We start from the raw sequence: 19,677 nt of genomic DNA, 5'->3' as shown, positions 1-19,677 counted from the left end.
CTAGCAGCCGACACCCTGCGAACCTCCGGTGCGCCACCCGGGGGAAGACGCCGAAGCGGGGCCGGGCCGAGTGGCCTGACCCCGCTTGGTGCGGTGCGGTTCGCGCGTGCTCCGGCTCAGCCCTCGAAGGTGCCGAGCGTCACGTCGACGGTCTTCGACTCGCCGTCGCGCGTGTAGGTGAGCGTGGTCTTCGCACCGCCGGGCAGCGCGCGCACCTGCGCGGTCAGGTCGGTCTGGTCGGTGATCGGGTGGCCGTTGAACTCCGTCACCACGTCGCCGGCCTGCAGGCCGGCGTTCGCGGCCGCGCCGCCCGCCGCCGGGTCCTCGGCGATCAGGGCGCCGACCGTGTCGCTGGAGCCGTCGGTCTCTGCCGAGGTCACGGATGCCCCGAGCAGGCCGTGCGTGGCCGACCCGTTCTCGATGATCTCCTTCGCGACGCGCTCGGCGAGGTTCGCCGGAACGGCGAAGCCGACGCCGATGTTGCCGGACTCCGACGACGAACCCGTCGACAGGATCGCGACGTTCACGCCGATGAGCTTGCCGTCGGAGTCGAGCAGCGCGCCGCCCGAGTTGCCCGGGTTGATCGCGGCATCCGTCTGGATCACCGGGAGCGAGACCTGGCTCGTGGCCGTGGCCTGCTGGCCGCCGCCGGAGCCTCCTTCGCCGTCGGGCAGGTCGAAGAAGAAGTCGAACGGGCTGTCGGAGCCGCCCTGGCCGCCGTCGCCGCTGTCGCCGCTTCCGCTGTCTCCGGACGAGTCGTCGGGCGTCGTCGGCGCGGCCGAGGAGGCCACGTCGATCGAGCGGTTCAGCGCGCTCACGATGCCGTTGGTCACGGTGCCCGAGAGGCCGAGCGGCGCACCGATCGCGATTGCCGTGTCGCCGACGTTGAGCTTGTCGGAGTCGGCGAACTCGAGCGGCGTGAGGCCGGACGCGTCGGTCAGCTTGATGACCGCGAGGTCGGAGAGGGGGTCGGTGCCGACGACGGTCGCCGCGTACAGGTGGCCGTCGCTCGTCTTGACCTGGATGGTCGGGTCGGCGATCTCGCCGTCGAGGGTGACCACGTGCGTGTTCGTGAGCACGTACCCGTCGTCGGAGAGGATGATGCCCGAGCCGGTGCCGGCGGCGCTGCTGCCGGAGACCGAGATCGTGACGACGCTCGGGCTCGCCTTCGCGGCGACCGCGGTGATCTGGTTCACCGAGTCGGTGTCGTTCACGACGATGTTCTGCGCGCTCGCGGCATCGCTCGCGGTCGTGCCCTGGTCGTTCGAGGTCACGAGCGCGGTGATGCCGGCGCCGGAGGCACCGCCGATGAGGGCGGCGGCCACGGCCACCGCCGCGATGAGGCCGAAGCCCGCGCGCTTCTTGGGCTGCGCGGCGGCAGCGGGAGCCGCCGGGCCGCCGGGCTGGTACGGCGGCACGCCCGCGTAGGGCTGCGTCGTGTGCGCGTCGGCCGGGCGCGGTCCGCCGAACGCGGGCGGCACCTGGCCGGGCTGCGTGAGCGGCTGGTGCGTTCCGGCGGCCGGCGCCTGCACCTGGGCGGCCTCGGGGGCCTGGGGGTCGATCGGGGTGGTCGGCGCGGTGGCCGGGGTCACGGGCGCCGTTGCGGCCGCGGGCGCGGCCGCACGAGCCGGAGCTGCGGCTGCCGCGGCGTACGGCTGCGGTGCCTGGCCGGGCGTGTACACGGTGCCGGTGGCCTGCACCGGGGCGGGCGCGGCCGGCGCGACCGGGGCCTCAGGGGCCGGGGTGGCGGCAGGGGCCGCGGTTGCGGCAGCGGCTGCGGGCGCGTCGGCGGCGACGTCGGCCGCGGCATCCGTTGCGGGTGCGGTCTCGGCGACCGGGGCGACCTCGCCCTCGGCGACCTGCGCTGCGGAGACTTCGGACGTCTCGGGCTGCGCGACGGCGGCCTGGTCGACCTGCTCGTCTTCGGGCTTGTTGCGTCCGTCGGTGCTGTCGGTCATGGTGTGCTCCTTCCAAAGCGAAGCCAGCTTCTCGCCGCAACCTGTGCAGCAGATCGGCGAAGTCTATGATCCTGCTATCCCCCGGCGGTGAAGGCTCCGAGTGCCGGATGCCGCGGCAGGAACGCCGTGGGTCAGCGTACCCGTGGCACCCTGCCGTACGGTGAGAACGTGAGCGACTTCCCCACGGATTCACGGCTGCCGCGCGACGAGCGGCACGGGCTGCGGCCCTGGCAGCGCACGGCCGCCGGCGCGGGTCTGCTCGCGCCCGACGGCCGCATCGCCGCGACGATCTTCGCCGAGATGAGCGCCCTCGCCGCGCAGACGGGCGCCATCAACCTCGGGCAGGGCTTCCCCGACGAGGACGGCCCGGCCGAGGTGCTCGAGGCGGCGCGCTCGGCGATCGCCGATGGCGTGAACCAGTACCCGCCCGGCATGGGCATGCCCGTGCTGCGCGAGGCGATCGCCCGCCACCAGCACCGGTGGTACGGCCTGACGGTCGACGCGGCATCCGAAGTGCTCGTGACCGCGGGCGCGACCGAGGCGCTGGCGGCGACGATCCTCGCGCTCGTCGACGACGGCGACGAGGTGGTGACCTTCGAGCCGTACTACGACGCGTATGCCGCACTCATCGCACGCGCGGGCGGCGTGCACCGCACGGTCGCGCTGCGGTTCCCCGATTGGCAGCCCGACCTCGACGAGCTCGAGGCCGCGTTCGGCCCGCGCACGCGGCTCATCATCGTGAACACGCCGCACAATCCCACGGGCGCGGTGTTCGATCGCGAGGTGCTAGCGAAGATCGTCGAGCTCGCCGAGCGGCACGACGCCGTCATCGTGACCGACGAGGTCTACGAGCACCTCGTGTTCGACGGCCCCTTCGACGGCGCGCACGTGCCGATCGCGACGCTGCCCGGCGCGCGCGAGCGCACGGTCACGATCTCCTCGGGCGGCAAGACCTTCAGCACGACCGGGTGGAAGGTCGGGTGGCTCGTCGCCCCCGCGGCGCTCGTGACGGCGATCGTCGCAGTCAAGCAGTACCTCACCTACGTGAACGGCGCGCCGTTCCAGCCCGCGATCGCCACGGGCCTCGACCTGCCCGACGCGGTCTTCGCGGATGCCGCGGCCGCCCTGCGCGCCAAGCGCGACGTGCTCGCGTCGGGCCTCGTCGCCGCCGGGTTCGAGATCTCGCCGCCCGCGGCGGGGTACTTCATCGTGGCGGATGCCGCGCCCCTCGGCTTCGACGACGGCGCCGAGTTCTGCCGGCGGCTGCCCGAGCTCGCCGGGGTGGTCGGGGTGCCGATCTCGGCGTTCGTGCACCCCGAGCGCCGCGCCGGCACCCGGAGCCTCGTGCGATTCGCGTTCTGCAAGCGCCTCGAGGTGCTGCAGGACGCATCGACACGGCTCGCGGGGCTCGCCGCCCGCTGACGCAGGGGCGCTTGCGGGCCCGGCAGGCGCGTCAGCGGGGCACGACGCCGAACCGCCGCAGCGCGAGCGCGGGGTTGACGCGCCGCACTGCGGCGATGCGCTCGGTCGAGACCCAGGCGACCGCGACATCCGAGATCTCGCCGATGGTCGCGAGCTCGACGCCCATGGGGTCGACGACCATGCTGTTGCCTGCGCCGACGGGCGGGGCGTGGTCGGCCGCCGCCACGTAGACCGTGTTCTCGAGCGCGCGCGCCGTCGTGAGCACGCGCCAGTGCGCCTCCTTCAGCGGCCCGCGCACCCACTCGGCCGGCATGCAGACGACGTCGGCGCCGGCGTCGACGATGCGCCGGGTCACCTCGGGGAACCGCGCGTCGTAGCAGGTCTGGAGTCCGAAGCGCAGGCCGCCCGCCTCGAACAGCTCGGGCTGCCCCACCTCGCCCGGCACGACCCAGTCGGACTCGCGCTGCCCGAACGCGTCGTAGAGATGCAGCTTGCGGTAGGTCGCGACGAGGCCCGCACCGGGGGCGATCGCGACGACCGTGTTCGCGACTCGCTCGGCTTCGCCGTCGACGCGTTCGATCATGCCGACCACGAGGTGCACCGCGAGCCGGTCGGCGAGCGCCGCGAGTGCGACGACGAACGGCCCGTCGACGGGCTCGGCGGCCTCGTGCCACGAGGCATCGGGCTGCGGCGTGAAGTAGCTGGAGTACTCGGGGAAGACGACGAGCCCGGCCCCGCGCGACACCGCGAGCTCGGCGAGGCGCGCGATCTCGGCGAGGTTCGCCGCCGCGTCGGCTCCCGGTGCGAACTGGGCGACCGCGACGCCGAACGCCTGGGCCCCCACTTCGCCGCGGTCGGGCGAGGACTCGGCCGGCGCGCCGGCGGCATCCGTCTCTGTGCTCATGCTGCGATGCTACGCACGTGCCGCGTCGAGCGTCTCGAGCGCCCACGCGTAGTGACCGCCGAGGCATTCGTGCACGGGCTCGGCGAGCGGCCCGCCGAGCCACTCGTGCGCGGTGGGGTCGAAGAGCTCGTCATCGCTGAGCGACTCGACGCGTGCGAGCACCGTGATGTGGCTCTCGCGCAGCCGCTCCCGCGCGGTGGCGAGCGTGCCGCCGTTCCGGTAGCGCTCGCGCAGCGCGGCGTTCAGGTCGTCGAGCTGCGCCCAGGTGTACCCGGCCGCGGGGTAAGCGACCGGCTCCCCGGCGCGCTCCGCATCGAGCCAGCCGAGGAGCAGCTGATGCCACGCGTAGAGGTGATCGAGCAGGTCGCGGATGTCGCGGTCTCGCCCTTCGCGCGGGAACGGGGCCGCCCGCTCGGCCGCTGGGATGCGCTCGATCGCCTCGTCGAAGCGATGGAACCCGCGCACCGCGGCGGCCTCGAGCTGGACACGGTTGGTCGGTACCGACATGGCCCCATGCTAGGACAGCGGGCGCACGGCCGCGGGGTGCGGCTCGGGGTTCAGCCCGCGTGCGCGATGCGTTCGGCGAAGCGCCAGACGCGCGCGGCCGCGGTCTCGTCGCGCAGGGTCCGGAACAGCTTGCGCGGCTCGGCCGGGCCCGAGAGCTGGAACGGTCCCGAAGGTGCGATGAAGCGGCCGGGCGCGACATCCGTCGTCAGTGCCGCCACCGCGGGCTGCGCGGCCTCGGCCGGCGTGTTGCCCAGCGAGCGGCTGAGCGCCCGGCCGAAGGGCGAGCTCTTCTCGCGGAGCGCGGGCGCGATGCCCGTGTCGGGCACGATGCCGGGATGGCAGAGCGCGACGCGCAGTCCGTCGGCGGAATGGCGGCGGCCGAGCTCGAGGCCGAACAGCCCGAGCGCGAGCTTCGACGAGCCGTACGCGCGCAGCGGCGTGTAGCTGCCCGTCACGAACTCGTCGTCGAGGTCGAGCTTCGCGGATGCCGCGGCCAGGCTCACTTGGACGGCGACCCGCGGTTCGGGCGCGGCGAGCAGCAGCGGCAGGATGCCGAGCACGAGCACCGCGTGCCCGAGGAAGTTCGTGTGCAGGTGCAGCTCGTACCCGTCGGCGCTCATGTGGCGCTCGCGATCGCCGAGCAGCACGATGCCGGCGTTCAGCACGAGCAGGTCGATCGGCCGCCCGTCGTCGAGCAGGCGCTCGACGAGCGCCCGCACCGAGTCGAGCCTCGCGAGATCGACCCGTTCCGGATCGAGCCTGGCCTGAGGATCGGTCGAGCGGATCGAGGCGATCGCCCGCTCGCCGCGCCCCGCGTCGCGGACCGGCACGACGAGGTCGGCACCGGCCCCGGCGAGCCCGCGCGCGATCTCGAGGCCGATGCCGCTGCTCGCGCCGGTGACGATCCCCCGCGCATCGCGCAGGTCGGGCAGTCCGTCTGCGGATGGGCGATCGAGCCTGGCGCCGGTCATGGCGCGAGCGTATCCACGCTGCCTCGGGCGGCGCCTCGGTGCACTCCCTGAGTTCGGATGCCGCGAGCCGCCGTCAGCCCAAGGACGACCGGGCGCCTCGGGAACCCGCTCAGACCGGTCCGCCGCCGGGATCGCCGAACAGGAACCCGTCGTGCTGGAGTCGCCGGTTCCGCTCGACCTCCATGGGGTCGATCTCGTCGTCGGAGACGAGCACCGGCCCTCCGGGATCGCCGCCGCCAACATCGACGGGATCGGCCTCCTGCCGCAGCCGCTCGTCGGCCGCGTGCTCGATCAGCGACGGAACGTACTCGCGGATGGGATTCGAGGCGAGCCGGGCGGTCTCCTCGGCGACGATCGCCCCCACGCGTTCGGCCTCGACCGACGGGAACCGGTCCCGCAGCCTCGACAGGACGTTCGCCACCGCGTTTCGCTCGACCGGATCGCTCATGCGCACATGGTCCTCCGCGGCGACCCCGACGGCAAGGCGCGACCGATGGCGAATGGGTGAATCCTCGGGAGCCGGACGACCGTCCGTCGCGTTGGGCGTGTCGCGCCTCGACCCGCTACATTCGAACACACGTTCGAATCGAGGGAGTGGCGACATGACGATGACACGTGAGACGGCCTCCATCTGGGAGCAGGGCGGAGTGCCCGTCAGGCTCGTGTTCCGCGGCGAGCGCTGGCGGCCCGTCGACACCCCGATCCCGCTCACGCGCGAGCCCGATGCGATGCCGGCGGCGCTCACGCATCCGCCCGAGCGGCTCCTGGGCTGGCGTATCCGGGCCTGCTCGGCGTCCGACGAGCTCGTCACGGTCGACATCGTGCGCGTCGACGGCGGCTGGGTCGTCGAGCACGTGTGGTCGTGAAGGCCCGGTAACGTCGACGCATGGCACTCTTCGGACCCCGTGAGCCCCGAGTCATCCGCCTGCCGAACGCCTCGGTCGGCCTGAGGGCCGATCGGGCGCCGTGGAGCCTCTGGGCCGACGGCTTCGGCAGGCTCGCGATCAGGTCGATCCAGGCGATCGTCGTCGTCGCGATCGCGGCAGGCATCATCTTCGTGATCCAGTCGCTGACGCTCGTGACGATCCCGCTCGTGCTCGCGCTCATCTTCGCGAGCGCGTTCGCACCGGCCATGCGGTGGATGCGCGGGCGCGGCGTGCCGTCGGTGCTGGCGACCCTGATCACCCTGCTCGTCACCGTGAGCCTGCTCGGGCTGCTCGGCTGGCTCATCGTGTGGGCGGTACGCGACCAGTGGGACGACCTGGCGGCACAGGCTCAAGACGGATTCCAGAAGGCGGCCGCCTGGGCGCAGGACCTCCCGTTCTTCCCGACGGCCGATCAGCTCGACGACTGGGTCGCCCAGATCACCGACTTCCTGACGAGCGCGCAGTTCGGGTCGGGCGCGATCGCAGGGGTCGGTGCGGTCGCGAGCTTCATCACGGGATTCGTGCTGCTCGTGACGATCCTCTTCTTCTTCCTGAAGGACGGCCCGCAGATGTGGGAGTTCCTGCTGCGGCCGTTCCGCGGCGAGCACTACGCGCGTGCACGACGCGTCGGCGACAAGACCGTCTCGGTGCTCGGCTCCTACGTGCGCGGCACGGCCGCGGTCGCCGCGGTCGACGCCATCGGCATCCTCATCGGCCTGCTGATCCTCCAGGTGCCGCTGGCCCTCCCGCTCGCGGTGCTCGTGTTCGTGCTCGCGTTCATCCCCATCGTCGGCGCAACGGTCGCCGGCATCCTGGCGGCGCTCGTGGCGCTCGTGTCGAACGGTCTCGTCAACGCCCTGTTCGTGGTCGGCGTGGTGGTGCTCGTCAATCAGCTCGAGGGCAACTTCCTGCAGCCCGTGCTCATGGGGCGGTCGATGAAGCTGCACGCCTTCGTGATCCTCGTGGCCCTGACCGTCGGCGCCGCGCTCGGCGGCGTGCTGGGCGCGATCCTCGCGGTGCCGATCACGGCGGTCGCGTGGGGCGTCGTGCAGGTGTGGGACGGCGTCGACCTCCCGGCGCGATGGGCACGCGCGAAACGCGCACCCGAACCCGTGCGCTGAGCCGTCGCGGCCGGATCCGGCGCGAGTCGTCGGCGCATCCGGTGACGGATACCGCGTCTGGGGGATCCGCCCCGCGCGACGGCGCGGCAGACTGAGGGCATGAGCCAGCACGACGTCGACACGATGCGCGACCTGTCGGATCCGCGTCCCCGCGTGCCCGCGTGGGTGGGCGACGTCATCGCCGGCATCGTCATCGTGGGGTTCGCGTTCGCGCCCGTGCATGTGCCCGAGGCGGCCTATGCCCCGCCGAGCACGTTCGCGCTCGTGCTGACGGCGATCGCGATCGCCGTGCTGCCGTTGCGCCGCAGGTGGCCGATCCCGGTGCTCGGCGCCGAGATCCTGCTGTTCGGCGCAGTCGCGTTCGTGAGCGGCGAGCTGGCTCCCGGGATCGGCGTGGCCATGGGCATCGCGATGTTCGGCGTCACGAACCGCTCCCCGCGCCGGACCGGCATCATCGTCGCCGTGTGCGCGGTCGCCGCCGTGATCGTGCTCAGCCTGCCCGTCACGATCGGCAGCCCACTGCAGCCGCGGGTGGGCCAGTTCGCCCTGCTGCTCGCCTTCGCCGCGGCGGCGGGCGATGCGACGCGATCGCGTCGGGAGTACATCCGCGCGATCACCGAACGCGCCGAACGCGCCGAACAGACCCGCGAGGCCGAGGCCCGCAGGCGCGTGACCGAGGAGCGCCTGCGCATCGCGCGAGACCTGCACGACGCGGTCGCGCACCAGATCTCGGTGATCAGCCTGAACGCCGGGGTCGCGTCGTCCGCGATCGACACCCGGCCCGAGAAGGCCAAGGAGTCGCTCGCCACGATCCGCAGCGCGTCGCGCACGGTGCTCGGCGAGATCGGCGGCCTGCTCGAGGTGCTGCGCTCGGACGAGGACGACCCGCGCACGGCACCGCAGCCGAGCCTCGACCGGTTCGACGACCTCACCCGCCGGTTCGGCGAGTCGGGACTCGAGGTGACGGTCCGGGTCGAGGGCGACCTCGCCGGCGTCGTCGGCGCGACCGGCCTCGTGGCGTACCGCGTGGTGCAGGAGGCGCTGACGAACGCGCACAAGCACGGCGCCGAGCACCGCGCCCACGTGCTGCTGGCGGTGGGCGACCACGAGGTGACGATCGTGGTGACCAATCCGATCGACGCGAACCGAGGGTCGGGGCGCGACGGCGACGCCTTCGTCGCCGGCGGAGGCACGGCTCCCGGTTCCCGGCTCGGACTCACGGGCCTGCGCGAACGCGTCGCCACCGTGCGCGGCACCGTCGAGACGGGACCCGCACCCGGCGGCTGGCGGCTGACCGCGGTGCTGCCGCTCGCCGTGGAGGCGGCGTCGTGACCAGCGTGCTCGTGGTCGACGACCAGGCGCTCATCCGGCAGGCGGTCGTCGACATCCTGACCGGTGCCGAGGGCGTCACGGTCGCCGGGCAGGCGGTCGACGGACGCGAGGCGGTGGCGCTGGCGGCATCCGTCCGGCCCGATGTCGTGCTCATGGACATCCGGATGCCGGTGCTCGACGGCATCGCCGCGACCGCGGCGATCGCGGCCGACCCCGAACTCGCCGCCACGCGCGTGCTCATCCTCACGACGTTCGAAGAGGACGAGTACGTCGTCGCGGCCCTGCGCGCGGGCGCGAGCGGGTTCATCGGCAAGGGCTCCGAGCCCGAGGACATCGTGCGCGCCGTACGCGCGGTGCACGCGGGCGATTCGCTGCTGTCGGCAGCTGCGATGCAGGCGCTCATCTCGCGCCACCTGCACCCCTCCCCCGCGCCGCGGGACCGCTCGGCGCTCGATCACCTGACCGAACGCGAGACCGAGGTGCTGCTCCTCGTGGCCCGCGGACGGTCGAACCAGGAGATCGCAGACGAGCTGTTCATCTCGCCGCACACCGCGAAGACCCACGTGAACCGCATCATGTCCAAGCTGCACGCGCACGATCGGGCGCAGCTCGTGATCGTCGCGTACGAGACCGGGCTGCTGGCGCCGGGCAGCTGACCCGCCTCTTCGAGGCGTCGGCGTCGCGAAGATACCGCGACCGCGGTACGACGGATGCCACGATGGGGCGACGCGCGACGGCGACGAGCCGACGAGTCTCGAAGGGTGACTCCAACCGACTCCTCCGCCCGCACGGGCCCCACGTCCACGGCCTCGAAGGCCACCACCGCACCGCCGATCATCTCCGCCAGGGGGCTGCACAAGTCCTACGGCAAGGGCCAGAATCGGTTCGAGGCGCTCAAGGGGGTGAGCTTCGACATCCGCGAGGGCGAGTCGATCGCCATCATCGGCAAGTCGGGTTCGGGCAAGTCCACCCTCATGCACGTGCTCGCACTGCTCGACGCCCCGGACTCGGGCGAACTCGCGCTCGAGGGCGTCGACACGCGCACGCTGCGGGGGGCGAAACTGAACCGCACGCGCAACAAGACCTTCGGGTTCGTGTTCCAGCAGTTCTTCCTCACGGGCTCGAACTCGGTGCTCGAGAACGTGATCCTCCCGATGAAGATCGCCGGCGTCGGCCGCGGCGAGCGCAGGCGTCGCGGACTCGTCGCGCTCGAGCAGCTCGAGCTCGCCGACAAGGCGGGCAACAAGGCCGTGAACCTGTCGGGCGGGCAGAAGCAGCGCACGGTGATCGCGCGCGCACTCGTGAACAACCCGCGCATCATCTTCGCCGACGAGCCCACCGGCAACCTCGACACGAACACGGGCGCGGTCGTCGAGGACATCCTGTTCGCCCTCAATCGCGAGCACGGCATCACGCTCGTGGTCGTCACGCACGACGAGGAGCTGGCCGCGCGCTGCGACCGCCGCATCCACATCCGCGACGGACGCATCGTCGAGGACTCGGCCGAGGAGATCGCCGCATGAACACCGCAGACCTCGTCGGCACGGCCGTCGCCAACACGTTCCGTTCCAAGACCCGCACGATCCTCACGGTGCTCGCCATCTTCGTCGGCGCGTTCACGCTCACGCTCACGAGCGGGCTGGGCACGGGCATCAACGCCTACATCGACGACACGGTCAGCGCCGTCGGCTCGTCGGACGCCATGACCGTCACGAAGGTGCAGCAGGATGCCGCGGGCGCGACGCCCGGCGACTCCGGCCCGACCGAGTACGACCCCGACGCGGTCGCGACCGGGATTCCGGGCAACACCGTGATCGCGCTGACCCCCGACGACGTCGAGGCGATCGGCGGCATCGACGGCGTGCTCGACGTGCACGCGGCCCGCGCGATCAGCCCCGACTTCGTGCAGTTCGACGGCGGCACGCGCTACAACGCCAACGTCGGCAGCCTGGTCCCCGGGCAGACGACCCTGCTCGCCGCCGGCACCGAGCCGGCCGGCGACGCGACCGACCTGCAGGTCGCGATCCCCGACAGCTATGTCGACCCGCTCGGCTTCTCGAGCGCCGACGCCGCCATCGGCGAGACCGTGCAGATCGCGATCACGGATGCCACGCGCACGCAGCACGTGCTCGACGCCACGGTCGTCGGGGTCACCGAGCAGAGCCTCACCGCACCGGGCGGCGCGAGCCTGCTGCCGAACGACGCGCTCGCCGACGCGCTCTTCGAGGCGCAGAGCACGGGGATCCCCGCCGACGAGGCCGACCGCTACACGTCGGCCACCGTCTGGTTCGACCCTGCCGCCACCGACGCCGACATCGACGCGCTGAAGGCCGACCTCACCGCGGCCGGCTTCACCGGCACCACCGTCGCCGACCAGCTCGGCACCATCACGACCGTGATCGACGGCATCGTGCTCGTGCTCAACGCGTTCGCGATCATCGCCCTGCTCGCCGCGAGCTTCGGCATCGTGAACACGCTGTTCATGTCGGTGCAGGAGCGCACGCGCGAGATCGGGCTCATGAAGGCCATGGGCATGGGCAGCGGTCGGGTGTTCACCCTGTTCAGCCTCGAAGCGGCGTTCCTCGGCCTGCTGGGCAGCGCGATCGGCGTCGGCATCGCCATGCTCGCCGGCACGGCGCTCAGCGGAGTGCTGGCGAACGGCCTGCTCGCCGACCTCAACGGGCTGACCCTCATCGCGTTCGACCCGGTGTCGGTGGCGACGATCATCGTCGCGGTCATGCTCATCGCGTTCCTCGCGGGCACGCTTCCGGCCGCGAGGGCGGCGAAGGCCGACCCGGTGGAGTCGCTCAGGTACGAGTGAGCGCAGGGCTCCAGCACCGAAGGTCACAAGTGGGTCACTTGTCCCACTGAAGGGTTGACAGCCTCCGTACTCAGTACGGAGGCTGTCCTCACCCGATTCGACCCCGTCACGATGGAGTGTCATGCGCACGGTTCGCCGTCCGATCGTCGCGGTCGCCGCGACATCCGCCCTGCTCGCCCTGCAGGCCCTCATCGACCCGACGGGCCTGCTCGCGCTCGTCGGGTGGCCGGGCGGCTCCCCGCAGGCCGATCTCGGGTGGCCGCTCGCGCGCTACCTCGTCTTCGTGCCGGTCATGCTCGCCGTCGTGTGGTGGGCCGCCGTGCGCGCGGGCGACCGCTACTGGACGATGACCGCCGGCGTCGTGCTCGCGGCCCTGCTCGCGCAGGCGACGACGGTCCTCGCCATGACCTGGGATCCCGCGCTCGCGGGCTGGGCGAGCGGCTACATCACCGCCAAGGCCGTACCGTCGGCGCTCATCGTGGCCGGGATCGTGCGGATCGTCGAGCGGGTGTCCGCGCGGCGACAGGGGCTCCAGCCCGGGGCGATGCCTCGTCCGTCGACGGCCGGCGACTGGGCGGGCGCCGTGGCCCTCGGCGCCGCAGCACCCCTGCTCGCCGGTTCCTGGTGGACCGGAGCGGCCTATGCACCGCTCGCCCCGACGCCGAGGGCGGACTCTGGGGTCGTGCTCATGCTGCTCGGCGTCGCGCTGCTCGTCGGCGTGGCCTGGCTCGGACTGCGCTGGATGCGACGGCGCGTGCCGGGCGTGCTCGGCGGCTGGCTCGGCGCGCTCGTCGCCGGCGGCCTGTTCGGCCTCGCGCAGGCGATCGTCGGCTTCGTCGTCGACGACGGGCTCGCGGGCGACCTGTGGCCGCTCATGGCCGCGTACATCCACGTCGCCGACGGGCTCGCGTTCGGCGCCTGCATCGGATGGCTTCCGGGCGTCGTCGCGCTGGCCGTCGAGGCGCTGGCCGAACGGCGCAGGTCGGCGGATGCCTCGCCCGCACCGCTCCCCGTGAAGGCCGGCGCCGCCGTGGCGACCGTGGCGATCGCCGCGATCGCCGCACTGCTCGTCGCCCCGCTCGGCGATGCGGCCGGGGCGGAGCGCCGGGCCGCGGCATCCGCTCCCGCGGGGTTCCTGCGCGTCGAAGGCGGCCGGATCACCGACGGCGACGGCAACGAGGTGCTGCTGCGCGGCGCGAACGTGAACCAGCTCGTGGACTTCTACCAGGCTCGCGCCGAGGTGCCCGTGAACCGTGAACTCAGCGAGCAGGACTATGCGGACATGGCCTCGTACGGCTTCGACGTCGTCCGGCTGAACCTGTCGTGGTCGGCGCTCGAGCCCGAGCCGTCCGACTCCGAAGCGCCCGCCCTCGACCCGACGTACCTCGCCTCGGTGAAACAGGCGGTCGCGTGGGGCGCGGCGCACGGCGTCCGCACCGTGCTCGACATGCACCAGGACGGCTGGTCGAACGCGTCGACCGCCGACGGCACCGACTGCCGCCCCGGCACCGATCCGATGTGGGGATACGACGGCGCACCCGCGTGGGCCACGCAGTTCAACGACGCCCCGCGCTGCTCGTTCACCGGACGCGACATCTCCCCCGCGGGCGACCGCGCGTTCGAGCACTTCTGGTTCGACACTGACGGCATCCGCCATGCGCTCGCGCGCACCTGGGGCGAACTCGCCGGCGAGTTCGCCGATGACCCGGCCGTCGCCGGATTCGACCTGCTGAACGAGCCCGGATTCGGCGAGACCGCGCCCGTGACGACCTCGCAGAAGCTCGGCGAGTTCTCGGGCGAGGCGATCGAGGCGATCCGCGCGGCCGGCGCGCCGCAGATCGTGTTCGTCGAGCCGAGCATCCTGTGGTCGGGCCTCGGGTTCGACAGCGGCCCGGCGCGCGGGTTCACCGACGACGCGAACGTCGTCTTCTCGCCGCACCTCTACGCCGAGTCCATCACGATGGACGCCTCGCTCGGCCTGCCCACGATCGTCAGCACCGAGCGGCAGTTCGAGCTCGGCCTGCGCGTCGCCGACGAACTCGGCATGCCCCTGTGGTCCGGCGAGTACGGGTACTGGGGCGACCCGGCATCCATCGCCGGGCGCATCACGCGATACGCCGCCGAAGAGGACCGCCGCATGCTCGGCAGCGCCTACTGGGTCTGGAAGCAGTCGTGCGGCGACCCGCAGAACGGCATCGGGCCGATCGGCCTCGCGCTCGTGCCCGAGGACTGCGCCACCGGCGAGGACGCCCCGCGCAACGAGCAGCTGCTCGGCGTGCTGTCGCGGGCGTACCCGAAGTCGGTGCCCGGCGAGCTCCGGTCGTTGTCCGCCGGGGTCGCCGGAGACGACGGCGCGAACTTCTCGCTCACCGGCTTCACCGGCGAGCGAGGCTGCGGTCTCGAGGTCTGGATCCCCGGTGCGGCGAAGCCCTCGTTCACCGACACGAGCGGCCTCAGCGACGTCGAACTCGAATCGCTGCCCGGCGGCTGGCGGTTCACCGCCTGCGCCGACGGGGAGTACGCGCTCGCGACCGGCACCCCGTGATCGTGTGAGGATCCACACGTCCCGGTGACGAGGGTTCGAGCGATCGTCCAGCCCATGCCGGGAGTCTTCGTGGCATGACCACCGACGAGATCCAGACCTCCGCCCGCAGCGAGCACCTGCGAGCCGTGCTGTACAACCGCGTTCCCGAGATCACCCTCGTGTTCTGGGTGATCAAGATCCTCTCGACGACGACCGGCGAGACCGCGGCCGACTTCCTCAACGATGCGCTCGGCCTCGGGCTGGCCGTCACCTCGTGGATCATGGCGGGCATGCTCGCCGTCGTCCTCGTGGCGCAGTTCGCGACGAGACGCTACAACCCGCCCGCCTACTGGACGGTCGTGGTGCTGATCAGCATCGTCGGTACCCTCATCACCGACAACCTCACCGACGAGCTCGGGGTGAGCCTGTGGGTGAGCACCGGCGTGTTCCTCGCCCTGCTCGCCGCGACCTTCGTGGTCTGGTTCGCGCGCGAACGCACGCTCTCGATCCACACGGTCTTCACCCGCAGACGGGAGGCGTTCTACTGGGTCGCGATCCTGTTCACCTTCGCGCTCGGCACCGCGGCGGGCGACCTCATCTCCGAGACGATCGGACTCGGCTACCTCGTCTCGACGATCCTGTTCGCGGTGCTCATCGCGGCCGTCGCCGTCGCGTGGCGGGTGTTCCACGTGAACGCGGTCGCGTGCTTCTGGGTGGCCTACGTGCTCACCCGCCCGCTCGGGGCATCCGTCGGCGACCTGCTCTCCCAGCCCACCGACGACGGCGGCATGGGACTCGGCACCACGAGCACGAGCGTGCTCTTCCTCGCCGTCATCGTCGCCCTCGTCGCCTCCCTCAGCGTGCAGATCCGCCGCCAGCGCGCCGAAGCAGAGGGGCGGGTCGGATCGATCGTGCTGGCCGGGGCCGCCGACGCGGCCTAGACTCCGGATCCATGGAGTCGGTGCGAACTGGCCTTCGCGTGCTCGTCGTCGACGACGAACCCGAGATGGCGGACCTCATCTCCCGTTCGCTCGTCGACGACGGCTACGCGGTCCGCACGGCCGCCGACGGCATCCGCGCCCTGAGCATTGCCGACGGCGAGCACTTCGACCTCGCCGTGGTCGACGTGATGATGCCGGGCATGAGCGGCTTCGAACTCTGCCGGCGGCTGCGCGAGCAGATCGACGGCATCGGTATCGTGCTGCTCACCGCGCGCGACGCGGTCGACGACCGGGTGCGCGGACTCGACTCGGGCGCCGACGACTACCTCACGAAGCCGTTCGCCCTCGCCGAACTCAGCGCCAGGCTCCGCGCGCTGCGCCGACGGGCCGACATCGGGGCGATCAGGTCGGAGGTCGGCAACCTCGTGCTCATCGCGCACCGGTACCGTGCGACCGTCGACGGACGAGAGGTGCCGCTCAGCCGCACCGAGTTCGACCTCATCCGCCTGCTCGCGGCGAACGCCGGCACGGTCGTCGCACGCTCGAGGCTGCTCGACGAGATCTGGGGGTCGACCCAGTACCAGTCCAACATCGTCGACCAGTACGTGAGCTACGCACGGCGCAAGCTGCTCGCCGCCGGCGCGAACGTTCGCATCGTGACCGAGCGCGGCGTCGGGTTCGCGCTCACGGCGGACCAGTGAGGGCGCTGTCGATCCGCGCCCGGATCACCCTCGGCGCGAGCCTGATCGCGATCCTGCTCCTCGCCGCCGGAGGCATCGTGATCTACGCCCAGGTCGAGCGCATCGTGCGTGCCGGCGAGGAGGCCGTGCTGGCCGGCATCGAGGCCCCCTACCTCACGGCGATCGCCGAGGAGTCCGCCGAGGAGCTCGACCCGCCGGGCCACGCTCGCAAGGTGCTCGTGACGGATGCGTCTGGGCAGACCAGGCTCGACACGATGCCCGACGCCCTGGCGGCCGAGCTCGCCGCCCGCGGCACGACGACCGACGGCACGCACCGCATCGCAGCGGGCGGGAACACGTACCTCGTGCGCACGAGGCACGTCGAGAGCGCCGACGGCACTTGGATGGTCTCGACGGCGCGCGACTTCCAGAACTCGTCCGAGATCCTCGACGGCGTCATGCTGCTGCTCATCGTGTCGCTCTCGGTGATCGCCGTCGGATTCGGCGCCGCCGCGTGGTTCATCTCGACCGCCGCGCTGCGACCCGTGACGAGGCTGCAGCGCAGCGCCGAGCGCCTCTCGGCCGACGAGCAGGAGGGATACCTGCCGACCGGACCCGTGCACGACGAGATCGAGGCGCTCGCCCGCACCCTGAACGACCTCATCCGCCGGACCCGCGAGTCCGCCGATCGCGAGCGCCAGGTCGTGTCCGACGCGTCGCACGAGTTGCGCACGCCGCTCGCGATCCTGAACGCGCAGCTCGAGGTGGCGGCCGCCGCGAGCGTGTCCGACGAGCAGCGGCGCGCCGACGTCGCAGCCGCGCGCTCGACGCTCCAGCGACTCATCAGGATCTCGCAGGGCCTGCTCGACCTGTCGCGCATGGAAGCCCAACGCTCCCCCGGCACCGCGACGCTCGGCGCGCTCTCCCGCGAGACGGCGGACGCCGTCGACCGCGCCCGCACGGCCTTCGGCGAGCGCGACCCCGACATCGACTTCGAGCTCGTGGACCTCGATCCGACCGCCGAGGTCGCGCTCGGCGCGCAGGACTTCGGTCGCATGCTCGACAACCTGATCAGCAACGCCGTCTGCGCGGCGTCCGCCGACGCGCGACCGCACGTGCTCGTCACCCTGACGGGGTTCACGGACGCCGTGCGGCTGAGCGTCGTCGATCGAAGCGGCGGCATGGATCCCGACTTCGTCGGCCGCGCATTCGAGCGCTTCGCCAGGGGCGAGCACAGCGGCTATCCCGGTGGCGGGCTCGGACTGCCGATCGTCGCGCGGGCCGTCGAGAATGCGGGCGGAGACGTCGCGCTCGAGAACCGGCCGGGCGACGGGCTGACGGTGCGGGTGGCGCTCCCCGTCATCTCGGGGGCGGCAGGCGACCCGGAGGCACGTGCGGCAGGCGATGGGCGAGACGGTACGGCGGGCGGAGACGCGGATGCCCCCTGACCCGCCGCCTCGCGCCGTTCAGGGTGCGTTCAGCCGGAATGCCCACGCTGGCATCAGTGGAGGTGGCGTCCGATGCGGCTGCTGATCGTCGAGGACGAGGTTCGCCTGGCCGACGGCATGAAGCGCGGTCTCGAGGCCGAGGGCTTCGCCGTCGACGTCGCGTCGAACGGCGTCGACGGGCTGTGGTTGGCCGAGCAGCAGCCCTATGCGGCGATCCTGCTCGACCTGATGCTCCCCGGCCTGTCCGGGGACGAGATCTGCCGTCGCCTCCGCGAGCAGTCCGACTGGACGCCGGTGCTGATCCTCACGGCGAAGGACGGCATCCACGACGAGGTCGACGCCCTCGAGACGGGCGCCGACGACTACCTCGCGAAGCCCTACGCGTTCGCCGTGCTGGTCGCGAGGATCCGCGCGCTGATCCGCCGAGGCAGCACGCCTCGCCCGGCCGTGCTGCGTGTGGGCGACCTGTCGCTGGACCCCGCGACGCGGCGCGTCGAGCGCGCCGGCCGACCGATCGAGCTCACGGCACGCGAGTTCGCGGTGCTCGAGTTCCTGCTGCACCGCGCCGGGCAGGTCGTGGGCAAGCGCGCGATCCTCGACGGGGTCTGGGACTTCGGCTTCGACGGGGATCCGAACATCGTGGAGGTCTACATCGGCCATCTGCGCAACCGGATCGACCGGCCGTTCGGCCGCGCGAGCATCGAGACGTTGCGCGGGGCCGGGTACAGGCTGCGCGATGACCTCGACTGAACCTTCGTCGCCTCGCAGACGTCGCCCCGGGGTCCGCGTCCGCGTCACCGTCGTCGCCACCGCCGTCGTGGCCGTCGCACTCGTGACGGGCGCCGTCGCGCTCTGGGCGGTGATCCGGGTGTCGTTGTACGACGGGCTGCGGGAGGGCGCCGCACAGGACGCCTCCGCGGTGTCGTCGCAGATCGAGGAGACCGGGGCGTCAGGGCTCGGCGAGCTCGACGACGATCGGCTCCTGCAGGTGGTCGATGCCGATGGCGTCGTCATCGCGCGCAGCGAGGGAGCCCCGACGACGCCGGTGACCGACGTCGAGCGACCTGCACCCGGCGTGCGGATCGACGGCGACGAGTACGTCATCGCGGTCGAGCACGCCGACGCCGGGGTCTCGGTCATCGCCGGGCGGAGCATCGCCGCCGCCGACCGAACCGTGACCGCCGTGGTGATCGCGCTCGCCGTCGGCGTGCCCGTGCTGGTCGCCCTCGTCGGCGTGGTGACGTGGATCGCCGCCGGACGAGCGCTCGCCCCGGTGGAGCGGCTGCGCCGCCAGGTCGGCGACGTGAACTCGACGACGCTGAACCGACGCGTCGCCGAGCCGGGCACCGACGACGAGATCGATCGGCTGGCCCGCACGCTGAACGACATGCTCGCGAGGCTCGACCTCGCCCAGGCGTCGCAACGCCGATTCATCTCGGATGCCTCGCACGAACTGAAGTCCCCGCTCGCCGTGCTGCGCCAGCAGGCGGAGCTCGCCCGCGCCCACCCGGATCGGTTCGACGCCGACGAGCTGACCGAGACGGTGCTCGACGAGGGCGCACGACTCGAATCGCTCGTGCAGGGCATGCTCCTGCTCGCCCGGGCCGACGAGTCGGCACTGCACCCCGTCGACCATGACGTCGACCTCGACGACCTCCTGTTCGATGAGGCGCGCCGGGTCCGCAGCCTCACGTCGCTCGAGGTCGACACCGACGGGGTGACGGCGACGCGCGTGCGCGGCGACATCCGGCTGCTGAGCCAGGTCGTGCGCAACCTCGTCGACAACGCGGCCGGGCACGCGAGGTCCCGGATCGCCCTCGCCAGCCGCACCACGGCCGATGCCGCCGTGCTGACGGTCGCCGACGACGGCCCCGGCATCCCGACGGAGGAGCGTCGGCGCGTGTTCGAGCGGTTCGTCCGGCTCGACCGCGCGCGAGCACGGAACGACGGCGGGAGCGGCCTGGGCCTGGCGATCGTGGAGGAGATCACGAGGGCTCACGGGGGCACCGTCCGGATCGAAGGGGCTCCCGGGCTCGGCGGCGCACTCGCGATCGTCGAGCTGCCGACGGGCGCGCATCCATCGCACCCATGAAGCTCCGGGCCCGACTTCAGTGTCGCTTCA

Annotated in this window: 18 protein-coding genes; 13 read left to right on the top strand and 5 right to left on the bottom strand. The window is 72.3% G+C overall.

Annotated elements, in window-relative coordinates:
* Positions 1-116: 116 nt before the first annotated feature.
* Positions 117-1,958, bottom strand: a complete 1,842-nt coding sequence (locus BM342_RS08805) for a S1C family serine protease (RefSeq protein WP_092965007.1) — start codon at positions 1,956-1,958, stop codon at positions 117-119.
* A 168-nt stretch (positions 1,959-2,126) separates the two neighbouring features.
* On the opposite strand from BM342_RS08805, the gene BM342_RS08800 reads away from it, so the two are divergent.
* Entirely contained in the window at positions 2,127-3,380 is a 1,254-nt protein-coding gene (locus tag BM342_RS08800) for an aminotransferase class I/II-fold pyridoxal phosphate-dependent enzyme (protein ID WP_255368630.1), read from the top strand.
* 31 nt (positions 3,381-3,411) lie between these two features.
* Here BM342_RS08800 and BM342_RS08795 read toward each other — a convergent pair whose 3' ends face one another.
* The 4 genes from BM342_RS08795 to BM342_RS19865 form a co-directional block, all read right to left on the bottom strand.
* Positions 3,412-4,284: a carbon-nitrogen hydrolase family protein gene (locus BM342_RS08795; protein ID WP_092965006.1), complete on the bottom strand. Its 873-nt coding sequence runs from the start codon at positions 4,282-4,284 to the stop codon at positions 3,412-3,414.
* 9 nt (positions 4,285-4,293) lie between these two features.
* Positions 4,294-4,791 carry a ClbS/DfsB family four-helix bundle protein gene (locus BM342_RS08790; protein ID WP_092965005.1) on the bottom strand — a complete coding sequence of 166 codons (498 nt, stop codon included), beginning with the start codon at positions 4,789-4,791 and terminating at the stop codon, positions 4,294-4,296.
* Between the two features lie 50 nt (positions 4,792-4,841).
* On the bottom strand, positions 4,842-5,762 hold the full coding sequence (locus BM342_RS08785) for an SDR family NAD(P)-dependent oxidoreductase (RefSeq protein WP_177232113.1): 921 nt from the start codon (positions 5,760-5,762) through the stop codon (positions 4,842-4,844).
* 109 nt (positions 5,763-5,871) lie between these two features.
* Entirely contained in the window at positions 5,872-6,210 is a 339-nt protein-coding gene (locus BM342_RS19865) for a three-helix bundle dimerization domain-containing protein (protein ID WP_177232112.1), read from the bottom strand.
* Positions 6,211-6,364: 154 nt separating this feature from the next.
* On the opposite strand from BM342_RS19865, the gene BM342_RS08775 reads away from it, so the two are divergent.
* The 12 genes from BM342_RS08775 to BM342_RS08720 all read left to right on the top strand — a co-directional run bounded on the left by BM342_RS08775 (position 6,365) and on the right by BM342_RS08720 (position 19,647).
* Complete coding sequence (locus BM342_RS08775; protein ID WP_092965003.1) at positions 6,365-6,628, top strand: hypothetical protein; 264 nt, start codon at positions 6,365-6,367, stop codon at positions 6,626-6,628.
* A 20-nt stretch (positions 6,629-6,648) separates the two neighbouring features.
* Complete coding sequence (locus BM342_RS08770; RefSeq protein WP_092965002.1) at positions 6,649-7,809, top strand: AI-2E family transporter; 1,161 nt, start codon at positions 6,649-6,651, stop codon at positions 7,807-7,809.
* Positions 7,810-7,908: 99 nt separating this feature from the next.
* Positions 7,909-9,141 (top strand): sensor histidine kinase, encoded by a 1,233-nt coding sequence (locus BM342_RS08765; RefSeq protein ID WP_255368629.1) that lies wholly within the window; start codon positions 7,909-7,911, stop codon positions 9,139-9,141.
* Positions 9,138-9,797: a response regulator transcription factor gene (locus BM342_RS08760; protein ID WP_092965001.1), complete on the top strand. Its 660-nt coding sequence runs from the start codon at positions 9,138-9,140 to the stop codon at positions 9,795-9,797. The genes BM342_RS08765 and BM342_RS08760 overlap by 4 nt, the downstream gene beginning before the upstream one ends.
* A 177-nt stretch (positions 9,798-9,974) precedes the next feature.
* On the top strand, positions 9,975-10,664 hold the full coding sequence (locus tag BM342_RS08755; protein ID WP_255368765.1) for an ABC transporter ATP-binding protein: 690 nt from the start codon (positions 9,975-9,977) through the stop codon (positions 10,662-10,664).
* Positions 10,661-11,962 carry an ABC transporter permease gene (locus BM342_RS08750; RefSeq protein WP_092964999.1) on the top strand — a complete coding sequence of 434 codons (1,302 nt, stop codon included), beginning with the start codon at positions 10,661-10,663 and terminating at the stop codon, positions 11,960-11,962. Before BM342_RS08755 ends, BM342_RS08750 begins: the two co-directional genes overlap by 4 nt.
* Positions 11,963-12,083: 121 nt before the next feature.
* The gene (locus BM342_RS08745; protein ID WP_092964998.1) at positions 12,084-14,507 is read left to right on the top strand and encodes a cellulase family glycosylhydrolase; all 2,424 of its coding nucleotides are present in this window, start codon (positions 12,084-12,086) and stop codon (positions 14,505-14,507) included.
* A 74-nt stretch (positions 14,508-14,581) separates the two neighbouring features.
* Complete coding sequence (locus tag BM342_RS08740) at positions 14,582-15,427, top strand: COG4705 family protein (protein WP_092964997.1); 846 nt, start codon at positions 14,582-14,584, stop codon at positions 15,425-15,427.
* Between the two features lie 11 nt (positions 15,428-15,438).
* A complete protein-coding gene (locus BM342_RS08735) occupies positions 15,439-16,128 on the top strand; it encodes a response regulator transcription factor (RefSeq protein WP_092964996.1) in 690 nt (229 codons plus the stop codon).
* Positions 16,125-17,555, top strand: a complete 1,431-nt coding sequence (locus tag BM342_RS08730; RefSeq protein ID WP_092964995.1) for a sensor histidine kinase — start codon at positions 16,125-16,127, stop codon at positions 17,553-17,555. Before BM342_RS08735 ends, BM342_RS08730 begins: the two co-directional genes overlap by 4 nt.
* 72 nt (positions 17,556-17,627) lie before the next feature.
* On the top strand, positions 17,628-18,305 hold the full coding sequence (locus BM342_RS08725; RefSeq protein ID WP_092964994.1) for a response regulator transcription factor: 678 nt from the start codon (positions 17,628-17,630) through the stop codon (positions 18,303-18,305).
* On the top strand, positions 18,292-19,647 hold the full coding sequence (locus BM342_RS08720) for a sensor histidine kinase (protein WP_092964993.1): 1,356 nt from the start codon (positions 18,292-18,294) through the stop codon (positions 19,645-19,647). The genes BM342_RS08725 and BM342_RS08720 overlap by 14 nt, the downstream gene beginning before the upstream one ends.
* The last annotated feature ends 30 nt before the right edge of the window (positions 19,648-19,677 follow it).

This window comes from Agromyces sp. CF514 (assembly GCF_900113185.1).
Classification (GTDB): Bacteria; Actinomycetota; Actinomycetes; order Actinomycetales; family Microbacteriaceae; genus Agromyces.
This window is presented reverse-complemented; position numbering and strand designations above follow the sequence as displayed.

What these genes read in the sequence shown, in the direction of transcription:
- BM342_RS08770 (WP_092965002.1), top strand. Translation starts at nt 6,649, where the DNA reads ATGGCACTCTTCGGACCCCGTGAGCCCCGAGTCATCCGCCTGCCGAAC.
- BM342_RS08720 (WP_092964993.1), top strand. Translation starts at nt 18,292, where the DNA reads ATGACCTCGACTGAACCTTCGTCGCCTCGCAGACGTCGCCCCGGGGTC.
- BM342_RS08735 (WP_092964996.1), top strand. Translation starts at nt 15,439, where the DNA reads ATGGAGTCGGTGCGAACTGGCCTTCGCGTGCTCGTCGTCGACGACGAA.
- BM342_RS19865 (WP_177232112.1), bottom strand. Translation starts at nt 6,210, where the DNA reads ATGAGCGATCCGGTCGAGCGAAACGCGGTGGCGAACGTCCTGTCGAGG.
- BM342_RS08725 (WP_092964994.1), top strand. Translation starts at nt 17,628, where the DNA reads ATGCGGCTGCTGATCGTCGAGGACGAGGTTCGCCTGGCCGACGGCATG.
- BM342_RS08785 (WP_177232113.1), bottom strand. Translation starts at nt 5,762, where the DNA reads ATGACCGGCGCCAGGCTCGATCGCCCATCCGCAGACGGACTGCCCGAC.
- BM342_RS08750 (WP_092964999.1), top strand. Translation starts at nt 10,661, where the DNA reads ATGAACACCGCAGACCTCGTCGGCACGGCCGTCGCCAACACGTTCCGT.
- BM342_RS08805 (WP_092965007.1), bottom strand. Translation starts at nt 1,958, where the DNA reads ATGACCGACAGCACCGACGGACGCAACAAGCCCGAAGACGAGCAGGTC.
- BM342_RS08745 (WP_092964998.1), top strand. Translation starts at nt 12,084, where the DNA reads ATGCGCACGGTTCGCCGTCCGATCGTCGCGGTCGCCGCGACATCCGCC.
- BM342_RS08775 (WP_092965003.1), top strand. Translation starts at nt 6,365, where the DNA reads ATGACGATGACACGTGAGACGGCCTCCATCTGGGAGCAGGGCGGAGTG.
- BM342_RS08765 (WP_255368629.1), top strand. Translation starts at nt 7,909, where the DNA reads ATGAGCCAGCACGACGTCGACACGATGCGCGACCTGTCGGATCCGCGT.
- BM342_RS08790 (WP_092965005.1), bottom strand. Translation starts at nt 4,791, where the DNA reads ATGTCGGTACCGACCAACCGTGTCCAGCTCGAGGCCGCCGCGGTGCGC.
- BM342_RS08795 (WP_092965006.1), bottom strand. Translation starts at nt 4,284, where the DNA reads ATGAGCACAGAGACGGATGCCGCCGGCGCGCCGGCCGAGTCCTCGCCC.
- BM342_RS08740 (WP_092964997.1), top strand. Translation starts at nt 14,582, where the DNA reads ATGACCACCGACGAGATCCAGACCTCCGCCCGCAGCGAGCACCTGCGA.